Here is an 11,938-nt window from a genome sequence, read left to right as displayed (position 1 = left end):
ATTTAGCGACGACGCACCTGCATCGCATTGGCCGCACCCACAATGCGGATTGTGCGCACGCCGTTCAGGTCCTGAAAAGTGCGATAGCGGGCGATATTGATTTCGCGCGACCGCTCTGGCCCGGTGCGGAAACCAGTCGGTTGAATCGCCTCAAGTTGATAGGTCAGAACGCCATCGACAGGCAGCTCATCATCATTTTCAGGCGTTAAACGCGCCTCAAACGCGCCTTGTGTCTGCGCGGTGCCCAGAACGCGAATGATCGCACCGCCAGAGACACGTTCGATTTTCACGTCATTGATCACAAGAACCGGGGTGCCGGGGTAAACTTCGGGGCCACGATCAAAAATGCTTTCGCGCTTGCGCGGGATCAACGGATTAATCTCTGCCTCGGTGGTTTCGACGCGTTCAGCGCGGCCAAACCAATTGAACGGGTTCAAACGCGATTCAGAAACCCGCCCGCAGCTGGTGACGAACACGGTGGCGACCAAAACAAGCCCAAGAGATTTACGCATCATCTGCCCCAATTTGCCTTGCCAATGGGTTAGCGCATTGGCGGCGATTTGAAAAGCGGCAAGGCAGGGCTGGACCTTTTGCGTCACGCGAATTAGGTCAATCAAACAGATGAGGGAAGTGATTATGGCCACCGAAGCGTTTGAAGAAATCGTCGAAGACTTTGAATTCCTTGAAGACTGGGAAGACCGTTATCGCTATGTGATCGAACAGGGCAAAGCGATGGACCCGCTGGATGATGCGCTGAAAGTGCCTGCCACCAAGGTCGACGGTTGCGCCAGCCAGGTTTGGCTCCATCCCAGCATCAATGACGGTATTTTCAGCTTTGACGGCGACAGTGACGCGATGATCGTGCGAGGGCTGATTGCAGTGCTGCGCAAGCTTTACAACGGATTGCCGGTCACGCAGGTTCTGGCCGTTGACGCGCGGGCGGAATTTGAACGTTTGGGTCTGAATGAACACCTCTCGTCGCAACGCTCCAACGGGCTACGCGCCATGATCGAGCGCGTGCGCTTGGTGGCCGCAGAAAACTGATTGGCGCTTTGCGCCAAGCCTGCGGCGCGAGTATTTTTAGAAAGATGAAGCGCTTACAGTGCGCTGCGATAGTGTCGCAGCACATACAGGCGGATGGCACTTGCAAGGCCTGTATCAAGGTCACGCTCTGCATCAATTTGCGCCGCTAAGACATTGATAGGAAGCTGCTTTTCCGCTGCAATTTCTTTGAAAGCACTCCAAAAATCATCTTCAAGCGAAACGCTTGTGCGGTGCCCTTTTAGGGTCAGAGAGCGTTTGACAGGACGGCTCAACTGTCGTCTCGCTTCCGGCCGTCAAGGCGGCGCTTTTCAATTTCTGAAAGCTTTTTCTCTGCGTCTTTCTGCGCCTTTGTGCGGCCGAACTTCACAGTGTTTTCGTCAGCGCGGGCTTTTTTCTCAGCCCGCGCTTTTTCTTTTCGAAACCGGTTCAGGTTAACCGGCTGAGCCATCAGTCTTTCGGACCAATCATCTGTTCGGGGCGGACGACAGCGTCAAATGTCGCCTCATCCACAAACCCAAGCGCGATGGCTTCTTCTTTCAGGGTCGTGCCGTTTTTATGCGCGGTTTTGGCAACCTTTGTTGCATTGTCATAGCCGATGGTTGGGGCCAGCGCCGTGACCAGCATCAAGGACTCTTTCATCAGCTTTTCGATGCGCGGCTCATTGGCTTTGATCCCGTTCAGCATGCGTTCCGTAAAGCTGTCAGCCACATCGCCCAACAGCTGCATGGATTGCAGCAAGTTGTAGGACATCATCGGGTTATAGACGTTCAGTTCAAAATGACCCTGAGAGCCTGCAAATGTCATCGCCGCGTTGTTGCCCATCACGTGTGCCGCAACCTGGGTCATCGCTTCTGCCTGCGTTGGGTTCACCTTGCCCGGCATGATCGACGAGCCTGGCTCGTTTTCAGGCAGGATCAATTCACCAAGGCCAGAGCGTGGGCCAGACCCCAAGAAGCGGATGTCATTCGCGATCTTATACATCGCGCCCGCCACTGTCGCCAAAGCGCCGGACATAAAGACCATGGCATCATGGGCGGCTAGGGCTTCGAATTTGTTTGGTGCCGTCACAAAAGGCAGGCCGGTGATTTCGGCCATATTTGCGGCCACTTCCTCGCCCCAGCCCTTTTGCGTGTTAAGGCCCGTGCCCACGGCAGTGCCGCCCTGCGCCAACTCGTAAATGCCGGGCAGTGCCGCTTCGACGCGCGCGATACCCTGGCGAATTTGATGCGCATAGCCGCCGAATTCCTGACCAAGCGTCAGAGGAGTCGCGTCTTGGGTGTGGGTCCGGCCGATCTTGATGATGTCTTTGAACTCATCTGATTTGGCTTCCAGACCTTCGGCCAATTTGGTCAGCCCCGGCAGCAACACGTCGCGCACGGTCATTGCGGCTGCAATATGCATCGCGGTTGGGAAGGTGTCGTTTGACGACTGGCCCATGTTGCAGTGATCGTTCGGGTGCACCGGGTCTTTGGAACCGATGACGCCGCCAAGAATTTCAATCGCGCGGTTGGCGATGACCTCATTGGAGTTCATGTTGGACTGCGTGCCAGACCCGGTCTGCCAAACCACCAGCGGGAAGTTGTCGTCAAACTTGCCTTCGATGACCTCACCTGCAGCTTGAATGATCGCATCACCGATCGTCGCGTCCAGCTTACCGCTGTCTTTATTCGCCATAGCGCAGGCTTTTTTGATCACACCCAGCGCGCGCACGATGGCGACCGGTTGTTTTTCCCAGCCAATCGGGAAGTTCATGATCGAGCGCTGCGTCTGTGCGCCCCAGTATTTATCGGATGGAACTTCGAGCGGTCCAAAGCTGTCGGTTTCGGTACGCGTGTCGGTCATTGTGATCTCCGCAAACTTGAATTGCCCAATGTCATAACGCCGATCTTGTAAGATGCAATGCTGTATACGATTGAATACCAAAAGATAGCGATAACGTTTTACGTTCCGCTTGAATTTGGGCACATGCTAAACATGCGCACCCGTTTCGGGCCAAAGAACTAGTGCCGCTGCCGAGAAAATTGGAACACGCGGGCAGGGGGCAGGTTGGCCCAAACTGTGCCAAGCTTTTGCGAAGTCAAACCGAGTTCCTGCTGCATCTCAGGTGAAATCGGCGACTGTGGGCTGTAGGTGATCTGATTCACAAACCCATCGGCGGCCATCACATCAAGCGCGCGCCCAACGACTTCGCGTTGGATCGTGGGGCGAGACAGCACTGGAACACCAGAGATAACAGCGCTGATCTCTGTCAGGCCTAACATTTTGATGTCTTGCGCCGGGCGGTTGACGACGCGGACGCCGCGAAATTTATCGGCAAGAATTGCACAGAACCGCGGGTTCATCTCAAGCAGAGTCAACCGCTCTGGGGCCACGCCGCTTTCCAAAATGGCCTTGGTGAAACTGCCGGTCCCCGGCCCAATTTCAACGATAGGGCCGCTTGTTCGCTCCAGCCCTCGTGTCATCAATCGCGCCGTCGCGGCACTGGAAGGGGCAATGGCCACAACCTCTGTCGGGCGACGCATCATTTCTCCGAGAAAGAGCGCAAAATCACTTGCCATATCAAAGCAGTCCTTGTCTTGAAACGTTTTGCGACGACTCAAAACACAAGAAAGATTCAGAGATGTGACGGTATTGATTGGCCGCGCAAACCCGCGCGCGAAGGTCACTTAGTGCTTGCGGAAGCTGTCGAGACTCACGACCTCCGCGTCTTTCTTTTCGGGCTCTGCAATCTCGGCTATTTCGGTCAGGTCTTCGACAACCGGCGGTTCGTCGTCTTCATCATCCTCGTCGTCATCCTCGACCTCTTGCGTTTCAAACCGCAAGCCGAATTCAACCGAAGGATCAACGAAAGTTTTGATCGCATCATAGGGAATATATAGCGGCTCTGGCGCGTCGCCGAAATTCAGCGTGACGGCAAAACCTTCGTCGGTGACCGACAGGTTATCAAACCAATGCTGCATCACCACAGTCATTTCACCGGGATAGCGATCTGACAGCCAATCGGCGATTTCAACATCAGGATGCTGGGTGTCAAAGGTGATAAAGAAATGATGTTCACCGGGCAAACCGTTGTCGCGCACGCCCATCAAGACCTCTTGAATCAAGCCACGCATCGCCCGATGCATCAGGTTTCCGTAATCAATCTTTGCGGTCATGTTGAACCCTATTTCCTCGCTTCCCTCTCAGCATAAAAGATTCGTTCTGAAACGAAAGCAGACAAGCGGTGAATTCACAGAAGATACCAAAGCAGCATCCCGGCAAAAGCGCAAATCACAAGCACGGAAACGAGGTTCATTTTCTTCCAAAAGGTCAGAACTGCCGCCAAACACAGCAGAATAAATGCCTTGATGTCAAAGCTTTGCAGGATTGGCATCATGCCGAAGGCAGTATCTTTTGTCGACAGGAACAAAACCTGCAGTGCAAACCAAAGCGAGAGGTTGCCGATGACACCCACAACCGAAGCCGTGATCGCCTCCAGCGCGCCTTTCAGACGCGGCTGAGAGAGCAGCCATTCCACATAGGGTGCTGCCGCGAAAATCCACAGAAAACAGGGAATAAAGGTACACCACAGCGTCAAGGCACCAGCGGCCAGCATCAATACGACGCCATCTTGACGATACCCCGCCAACAGTCCGACGAATTCGGTCACAAGGATCAGCGGGCCCGGTGTTGTTTCTGCCAGTCCCAGCGCATCCATCATTTCGCCTGCGGTGATCCAGCCGAATTCAAAACTGACCGTTTGCGTCATATAGGCAAGGACGGCATAGGCCCCCCCAAAAGTGACGACCGCCAGTTTGCTGAAGAAGAGTGCGATATCCATCAGGAACGCTTGGTCGAACACGAACACCAGCAAAACCGGCGCGCCCCACAGCGCCCCCCACACAAGGATGGTCGACAAGGTCTTTGCTTGGACCTTTGGCGCCGGGGTGCTGTCGCCAAAGTCTTGCGCTGTGAAAACCGCACCGATCACAGCGGCCAATGCCACGATCAACGGAAAGGGCAGGGCAAGTACGTAGATCGCCAGAAATGCCGCCAGTGCCAGCCCCCACGACAGCGGGCCTTTCAGCGCTTTGGTCGCCACTTTGCGCAAGGCTTGCACGACAACGACAACCACCGCAGCTTTCACCCCCAAAAAGGCAGCTTGCACCAGTGGCAGCGTGCCGAAGGAAATGTAAAGCGATGCCAAGGCTAAGATGACAAGCGCACCGGGAACAACAAACAAGGCCCCTGCAAGCACGCCGCCCCACAGCCCCTTCAGCCGCCAACCGGCATAGGTGGCGAGTTGCATCGCCTCTGGTCCCGGCAAGAGCATGCAAAAGGACAATGCGCCGAGAAACTGTTTTTCAGTCAGCCAAGTGCGTTCTTCGACCAATTCTTTGTGCATTAAGGCGATCTGAGCCGCCGGTCCGCCGAACGACAACACGCCGATCCGTCCAAAGACGGCCCAAATTTCATTGAACTGAGGGGACATTACTGGTCTCCGGTCGGGTGGGGGCCATGTGTTTCTGTGGCGGCATCGCGCGCCCAACGATAGAGCGCATCGTACAGCAGAAATCCAGCCTCCATTTGCGCATTGTCGTCTTTGAACACTTTCGAAAGCCCGGCAGAAACTGCCAACAAACCAGCGGCTTGCGGCGCAAGATCATGTTGATCCGTGTCGGCGGCGCGGACAATCCGCGCCAGCCGGTCCAGAGCAGGGTGGCCTAGCCCAAATTCGCGGACCATGACATCAAAACTGCAAAGCGGGCCATCATGGCCCCACCGGCCATCGGGCATATCAAAGGCGGTTGCACCAAATTTTTCGGCCACATCATGCACGTCGGACGGAGGGACAAAAAGAAAATCCGCATCCGGGTCAACGAAACGCCGGATCAACCACGGACAGGCGACACGGTCGATTTTGGGCCGATGCCGAGTGACCCAGAGTGCGGGCAGGTCCTGAAGAACTGCAGCGGGCACAGCCGGCAACAGCGCCACTTGCCAGGCCACCATGCCGCCTGAGAGCACTTCGGCAGACACCCCCTGCGCCCGCAACCATGCCGCTGAGCCAGAGCTTAACTTCTTGCCCTTATGACAAACAACCACGCAGGGTCGCCCGCCAAGGCGCGGCAAAATCGTAGAAAGGTCACGGTGATCAGCCGCAATAGCGGTTGGGATACGCAGCGGAATGTCCGCCACATCTTCGTCTATGCGCACATCAATGATGGCCGGGCAATCACCCGTGCCGATCAGGCGCATAAGGTTGGTCGGAGAAATTTCGTTAAAGCCAGACATGCTGCACCCTTTGTTTTGTGACAAGGATGCGATCATTCGGCCTAAGCCTCACGGGGATATCGCAAACCCCATGGCCTATTGGATAGGCATCTGAGCGCCAAGGTCAACCCGCCGGACGCGCGCTATTAGGTCGGCATCCGAGGCAACCACCATCTCGGCTTGGCTTAACTCAACGTGCCGCCGGTCAGACAAATCGCCATGGATTGTTCAGGCAACTGTCCAAGTTGTTCAAAGAGGCCCATGAAATCAAAGCAATTATAGGCCTCAGTGAATTTGTTGGCCTGCACCTTCACACTGACCTGACCCAGCACCACAATCGGTGCGGAAGTCGCCGTTGCGCGCGCGGTGACCTTGTAAAGCGACTGAATCCAATAGTTATCTTCCGTATTGATGATCAAGTCGATTTTCAGATCCTCTACGAGGGCTAAAATCAACGGCACAAAATCCCGATAGTCCTGCGGACCGATCCGCATTTCGGGCAATAACCCCTTTGCTTCTGCATCATCAGAAAAGAATTCATCCACCGCATCCAGATCACCTTCGATCCAAACGCGCTGAAACCATTGCTCCAGCAATTCGACCTTGCTTGGTGTCTCCGTGTCTTTCATCCCAACGCGTCCCGTGCAGCCAACATGCAGCAACACTGTCAGATAAATCTGGCCAATCCGTTAACACCATGGGGGAAAGTGTAGGTTTCTGTTGCCAGGTACCTACGAACCCCGCCTGACTCCGCTAGGCGTCAGGACTTAAGATTTCAGTATCTCCGGTCGCTTACGCGGCCATTGCTACTGGAGCACGATTGTCATTTGCAATTGTACAGTTTTCGCCGGTAACGGTGGCAGACAGCCGAGACAAAGCTAACCCCTTTAGACGTTCGTCGATCCTATTTCGTCCCCGCTCTTCTGATGAACATCCCCAAATGAAGGAAGCCGCCAGAGTGTTTGGTGGAGACGCCGGGTACCGCCCCCGGGTCCGATCCGCTTATTGCGAGCGCGTTTATGTCCATAGTCCCGAAGGACAAGGTAGATTTAAGGCGATGGGCTGTGCTTTGCAAGGCTGCTGGATGGAAAAGGTTTGAAAATCTCTGCCCTTGCATCTTGGGCTAAATCGTCTTTTCTATTCACAAATACGCGTTGGTTTACCAACAAAGCGACACCTTACAGCCGGGCTTGGATCAACTATGGCATATGACACCGACAATATTTTTGCGAAAATCCTGCGGGGCGAAATCCCTAGCGAAAAACTTTATGAAGATGACAACACCTATGTCTTCATGGATATCATGCCGCGTGCAGATGGGCATTGTCTGGTGATCCCCAAAACCCCGGCGCGCAATATGCTGGACGCAACGCCAGAACAATTGGCGGCCTGCCTCGCGACGGTTCAGAAAATGGGCCATGCCGTGATGAAGGCCTTTGAGGCCGACGGCGTCACTGTACAGCAGTTCAACGAAGCTGCAGGTGGGCAAGAGGTGTTCCATCTGCATTATCATGTGCTGCCTCGTCACGCAGGAGTCGGCCTGCGTCCGCCGGGGAAGATGGCAGATTTTGACGTCTTGAAACAGCACGCCGAAAAAATTCGTGCGGCAATGTAGCCCGTTCACTCTAATGATACGAAGGTCCCCATGACACTCGACATCAACTTCGTCCGCAGCCAGTTTCCGGCGTTTCAGGAGCCTTCTTTGCAAGGCCAATCCTTCTTTGAAAACGCCGGGGGGTCCTACACCGCAAAGCCTGTCATTGACCGGCTGGCGCGTTTCTACACGCAGCGCAAGGTGCAGCCCTATGCGCCCTATGAGGCCAGCCGCCTTGCAGGTGAAGAGATGGACGAAGCCCGCGCGCGTCTTGCAGAATGGATGGGGCTAGAGACCGACGAAGTCAGCTTTGGGCCATCCACTACCCAAAACGCCTACGTTCTGGCGCAGGCCTTTCGGCAATGGATGTCTCCGGGTGAAGCGATCATCGTGACGGATCAGGACCATGAGGCCAACACCGGCCCTTGGCGCAGGTTGGCCGATGCGGGCATTGAGGTGCGCGAATGGCACATTAATCCTGAAACGGGCCACCTTGATCCAAAGGATCTGCAAGCGCTGCTTGATGAAAACGTGCGGCTCGTATGCTTCCCGCACTGCTCCAACGTCGTCGGAGAGATCAACCCGGTCGTGGAAATCACCGCGCTTGCCCATGCCGCAGGGGCTTTTGTCTGCGTTGATGGGGTCAGCTATGCGCCGCATGGTTTGCCAAATGTCGGCTCACTTGGCGCGGATATTTACCTTTTCTCGGCCTACAAAACCTATGGCCCGCACCAAGGGATCATGGCCATCCGGCGGAACCTTGGGCAGATGCTCCCAAATCAGGGGCACTTTTTTAACGCCGATACACTTTACAAGCGCTTTACACCCGCAGGCCCCGATCACGCGCAGGTCGCAGCCTGCGCCGGGATGGTGGACTACTTTGAGGCCTTAGCAGAGACGCATGGTATCTTTGGCAAACCGACAGAGAAAGCAGAAGGCGTTCATAACCTAATGCGGGCGCATGAAACCGCGCTGTTGCAGCCTTTGCTGGACTATTTGGGGACAAAGAACAGCGTGCGTGTCCTTGGCCCAAAAGATGCCCAATCCCGCGCACCGACCGTGGCGCTGGCGTGTCAGTCTGATCCGGCAGAGATTGCGGCCAAACTTGCGACACGCGGCATCATGGCTGGGGCAGGTGGTTTCTATGCCGTCCGCGCACTTGAAGCGCAAAAAGTGCCTGCTGATCCCGGCGTCCTGCGTCTGAGTTTTGTGCATTACACAGATCAAACCGATATTCAAAAGCTGATGGCCGCGCTGGACGAATTCCTCTGAAACGTCCACCGGTACGGGCTGGCGATGCCCCTCAAGGCTTGCATTGCCAACCCCGCTGACGGTAGTTTTGCCCTAGGGGTCAGTGAAACAGGTCAACAATGCCAACAGCCGCCAAACTCATGTCCGCCATTGCGCTTGCGCTGGTCGCCTTTGTGGCGTCAGAGCAGTTCAAACCCTTGATGCCGGAAGGCACCGATTTCGGCTATTTTTCGTTTTTCAACGCTGGTATCGCCGCCATCATTGGGTGGAAGCTGATCGGGGCCAAAGCCGGGCGTGGTGTATTGTCCGGGATCAATGGCGGGCTGACTGGGATGATCGCCATGGTTCTGGTCGTGCTCTTTGTGCACGCCTTCTGGATCATGTTCGAAAACTCGCGCAGCCTTCGTTATGATAGCGTTTCCGAGGCAATCCAATCGATCTTTTCGATGATGACCGAGAATGGCCTTCTGCTGCTACGACCCAATATTTTGATGACGTTACTGGGTGGCGCGGTTTTTAGCGGCCTTTTGGCCGAAGCCACCTCCCGACGCTGGAGATAGATTTGTCGACATTCTTTTTTTACGGAACCCTCCGGCACATTCCGCTGCTGGAGACAGTTCTCGGACGTGCACTGGACCCCAATTTGTATCGCCACGGCATTGCCGAAGGCTATAGCGCCTGCGCCGTAGAAGGCGCCGATTTTCCCGTTATCGTGTTTGGCGGACGTGGTGCCGAGGGCATTCTTGTCGAAGATATTACAGACGAGGAGGTCGCACGGCTCAACTTCTATGAAGGCGGCTTTGACTATTCGCTGACGCCCATCGACATTCAAACGGAGGGCACGACAGTCTCAGCTAGGGTCTATTTCCCGATGCCCGGGCGACTGAAAGCTGCCGGACCTTGGCGTTTCGAGGACTGGCAAAGCAAATGGGGCGATCTGACAACTTTGGCCGCCAAGGAAGTGATGAGCTATTTTGGCGAGAAATCCGACAAAGATCTGGATTTCATGTTCCCGACCATCCGCGGTCGCGCGGCCTCTCGTCTCAGCGCTCAGGCGCGATCCTACTCCCTTAGTCCCAGTGGCTACACCCGCGCGGATGTTACTGACACGTTGATGGAGGTCAAACACGCGGGCTATTTCACGCTAGAGCAGCACACATTAAGCCACCGCGCATTTGGCGGTGGCAAAGTTGAAAATGTGCAGCGCGAAGTCTTTGTCGGCACGGATGCCGCGCTGTTGCTGCCTTATGATGTCAAACGCGACCGCGTCCTGTTGATCGAACAATTCCGCGCAGGCCCATGGGCACGTCACGACCCGAACCCATGGATGCTGGAACCTGTCGCTGGCCGTATCGATGCAGGCGAAACGCCCGAACAATCTGCCCGTCGCGAAGCCTGGGAAGAGGCACGGGTGACCGTCGAAACGCTGCACCCGATTGCCAAGGTTTATGCCTCACCAGGATGTAATACAGAGTTCTTTCACATTTTTGTGGGGGAGGCCGATCTGCCGGATGACATCACTGGGGTTGCCGGGCTTGATCACGAAGCCGAAGACATCCGTTCGCATCTTTTTTCGTTTGAGGCGCTTATGGATATGGTCGACAATTACGGGGCAGCAAATGCACCGCTGGTTCTGGCAGCGCTTTGGCTGGCACGACACCGTGATCGGCTGCGTGCATCGGCTTGAGTTCACACCGCCTTTTCCATAGACAGGGCGGAAGACGTTTTGAAATATGACTCGAAAGGCGCTCCTATGCGTAACCCTCGCAACCTCGCCGATGCGATCGGCAACACCCCTCTCATCCGCCTGAACAAGGCCAGTGAAGAAACCGGGTGCGAGATCTGGGGCAAAGCCGAGTTTATGAACCCCGGTCAATCGGTCAAAGACCGCGCGGCGCTTTACATTATCAAAGATGCCATCGCGCGCGGCGACCTGCGCCCGGGCGGCACAATTGTTGAAGGCACCGCAGGCAATACTGGGATCGGCCTTGCGCTGGTGGGCGCGTCGATGGGTTTCAATACCGTGATCGTCATCCCCGAGACGCAAAGCCAAGAAAAGAAAGACATGATCCGCCTTGCGGGGGCGGAGCTCGTGCAGGTGCCAGCAGCGCCTTACAAGAACCCGAACAACTACGTGCGCTATTCTGGCCGACTTGCCGAAGAGCTGAACAAGACCGAGGCCAACGGCGCAATCTGGGCGAACCAGTTTGACAACGTCGCAAACCGCCAGGCGCATGTTGAAACCACTGGCCCTGAGATCTGGGATCAAACCGGCGGCAAAGTTGATGGTTTTGTCTGCGCTGTTGGATCTGGTGGCACCCTTGCCGGTGTTGGCGCAGCCCTGCAGCCCAAAGGCGTCAAAGTCGCCCTCTCTGACCCGATGGGCTCTGGTATGTTCACTATATATCGTGATGGTGCTGCCAATGCCGAGGGCACATCGATCACCGAAGGCATCGGGCAGGGGCGTGTGACCGCGAACCTCGAAGGCTTCACACCTGATATGCTCTATCAAGTGACCGACGAAGAAGCGCTTCCGGTGGTCTTTGATCTCTTGACCGACGAAGGGCTGTGCCTTGGCGGATCCTCTGGCATCAACGTTGCTGGCGCGATCAAAATGGCCAAAGACATGGGGCCGGGTCATACCATTGTGACCATGCTTTGTGACTATGGCACACGTTATCAATCCAAACTCTTCAACCCGGACTTCCTGAAATCCAAAGGCCTGCCAACGCCAAGCTGGTTGACCGCAGGGCCGCAAAGCATTCCGGGCGTATTCGAAGACGTATGAGGGCCACC

Annotated in this window: 15 protein-coding genes and 1 other RNA gene; 6 read left to right on the top strand and 10 right to left on the bottom strand. The window is 55.6% G+C overall.

Going from position 1 to position 11,938, the window contains the following annotated elements; all coding sequences use genetic code 11:
- Positions 1 to 2 precede the first annotated feature (2 nt).
- Positions 3 to 512 carry a hypothetical protein gene (locus tag BUA39_RS01040; protein WP_072791642.1) on the bottom strand — a complete coding sequence of 170 codons (510 nt, stop codon included), beginning with the start codon at positions 510 to 512 and terminating at the stop codon, positions 3 to 5.
- Between the two features lie 124 nt (positions 513 to 636).
- Here BUA39_RS01040 and BUA39_RS01035 point away from each other — a divergent pair, with 124 nt between their 5' ends.
- The gene (locus BUA39_RS01035; RefSeq protein WP_072789631.1) at positions 637 to 1,044 is read left to right on the top strand and encodes a SufE family protein; all 408 of its coding nucleotides are present in this window, start codon (positions 637 to 639) and stop codon (positions 1,042 to 1,044) included.
- Between the two features lie 53 nt (positions 1,045 to 1,097).
- Here BUA39_RS01035 and BUA39_RS01030 read toward each other — a convergent pair whose 3' ends face one another.
- The 9 genes from BUA39_RS01030 to ssrA all read right to left on the bottom strand — a co-directional run bounded on the left by BUA39_RS01030 (position 1,098) and on the right by ssrA (position 7,376).
- Positions 1,098 to 1,316, bottom strand: a complete 219-nt coding sequence (locus tag BUA39_RS01030) for a ribbon-helix-helix domain-containing protein (protein WP_072789627.1) — start codon at positions 1,314 to 1,316, stop codon at positions 1,098 to 1,100.
- Positions 1,313 to 1,492, bottom strand: a complete 180-nt coding sequence (locus BUA39_RS01025) for a DUF4169 family protein (RefSeq protein ID WP_072789624.1) — start codon at positions 1,490 to 1,492, stop codon at positions 1,313 to 1,315. Before BUA39_RS01025 ends, BUA39_RS01030 begins: the two co-directional genes overlap by 4 nt.
- Positions 1,492 to 2,886 carry a class II fumarate hydratase gene (gene fumC, locus BUA39_RS01020; RefSeq protein ID WP_072789621.1) on the bottom strand — a complete coding sequence of 465 codons (1,395 nt, stop codon included), beginning with the start codon at positions 2,884 to 2,886 and terminating at the stop codon, positions 1,492 to 1,494. The genes BUA39_RS01025 and fumC overlap by 1 nt, the downstream gene beginning before the upstream one ends.
- Before the next feature lie 158 nt (positions 2,887 to 3,044).
- Positions 3,045 to 3,602 carry a class I SAM-dependent methyltransferase gene (locus BUA39_RS01015; RefSeq protein ID WP_072791640.1) on the bottom strand — a complete coding sequence of 186 codons (558 nt, stop codon included), beginning with the start codon at positions 3,600 to 3,602 and terminating at the stop codon, positions 3,045 to 3,047.
- A gap of 108 nt (positions 3,603 to 3,710) precedes the next feature.
- A complete protein-coding gene (locus BUA39_RS01010) occupies positions 3,711 to 4,199 on the bottom strand; it encodes an SspB family protein (protein WP_072789618.1) in 489 nt (162 codons plus the stop codon).
- A gap of 74 nt (positions 4,200 to 4,273) precedes the next feature.
- Positions 4,274 to 5,515, bottom strand: a complete 1,242-nt coding sequence (chrA, locus tag BUA39_RS01005) for a chromate efflux transporter (protein ID WP_072789615.1) — start codon at positions 5,513 to 5,515, stop codon at positions 4,274 to 4,276.
- The gene (locus BUA39_RS01000) at positions 5,515 to 6,318 is read right to left on the bottom strand and encodes a chromate resistance protein ChrB domain-containing protein (RefSeq protein WP_072791639.1); all 804 of its coding nucleotides are present in this window, start codon (positions 6,316 to 6,318) and stop codon (positions 5,515 to 5,517) included. Before BUA39_RS01000 ends, chrA begins: the two co-directional genes overlap by 1 nt.
- A 164-nt stretch (positions 6,319 to 6,482) precedes the next feature.
- Complete coding sequence (locus BUA39_RS00995) at positions 6,483 to 6,926, bottom strand: ester cyclase (protein ID WP_072789612.1); 444 nt, start codon at positions 6,924 to 6,926, stop codon at positions 6,483 to 6,485.
- Between the two features lie 77 nt (positions 6,927 to 7,003).
- Positions 7,004 to 7,376: a transfer-messenger RNA gene (gene ssrA, locus BUA39_RS00990) on the bottom strand.
- Positions 7,377 to 7,498: 122 nt separating this feature from the next.
- On the opposite strand from ssrA, the gene BUA39_RS00985 reads away from it, so the two are divergent.
- The 5 genes from BUA39_RS00985 to BUA39_RS00965 all read left to right on the top strand — a co-directional run bounded on the left by BUA39_RS00985 (position 7,499) and on the right by BUA39_RS00965 (position 11,930).
- Positions 7,499 to 7,912, top strand: a complete 414-nt coding sequence (locus BUA39_RS00985) for an HIT family protein (RefSeq protein ID WP_072789610.1) — start codon at positions 7,499 to 7,501, stop codon at positions 7,910 to 7,912.
- 30 nt (positions 7,913 to 7,942) lie between these two features.
- Positions 7,943 to 9,163, top strand: coding sequence for an aminotransferase class V-fold PLP-dependent enzyme (locus BUA39_RS00980; RefSeq protein ID WP_072789607.1), 1,221 nt, complete (start codon positions 7,943 to 7,945; stop codon positions 9,161 to 9,163).
- A 98-nt stretch (positions 9,164 to 9,261) separates the two neighbouring features.
- Positions 9,262 to 9,702 (top strand): TrgA family protein, encoded by a 441-nt coding sequence (locus BUA39_RS00975; RefSeq protein WP_072789604.1) that lies wholly within the window; start codon positions 9,262 to 9,264, stop codon positions 9,700 to 9,702.
- A 2-nt stretch (positions 9,703 to 9,704) separates the two neighbouring features.
- On the top strand, positions 9,705 to 10,829 hold the full coding sequence (locus BUA39_RS00970; protein WP_072789603.1) for an NUDIX domain-containing protein: 1,125 nt from the start codon (positions 9,705 to 9,707) through the stop codon (positions 10,827 to 10,829).
- Positions 10,830 to 10,895: 66 nt separating this feature from the next.
- A complete protein-coding gene (locus BUA39_RS00965) occupies positions 10,896 to 11,930 on the top strand; it encodes a cysteine synthase A (RefSeq protein ID WP_072789601.1) in 1,035 nt (344 codons plus the stop codon).
- The last annotated feature ends 8 nt before the right edge of the window (positions 11,931 to 11,938 follow it).

The sequence above is a fragment of the Cognatishimia maritima genome, from assembly GCF_900129685.1.
GTDB classification, from domain to species: domain Bacteria; phylum Pseudomonadota; class Alphaproteobacteria; order Rhodobacterales; family Rhodobacteraceae; genus Cognatishimia; species Cognatishimia maritima.
This window is presented reverse-complemented; position numbering and strand designations above follow the sequence as displayed.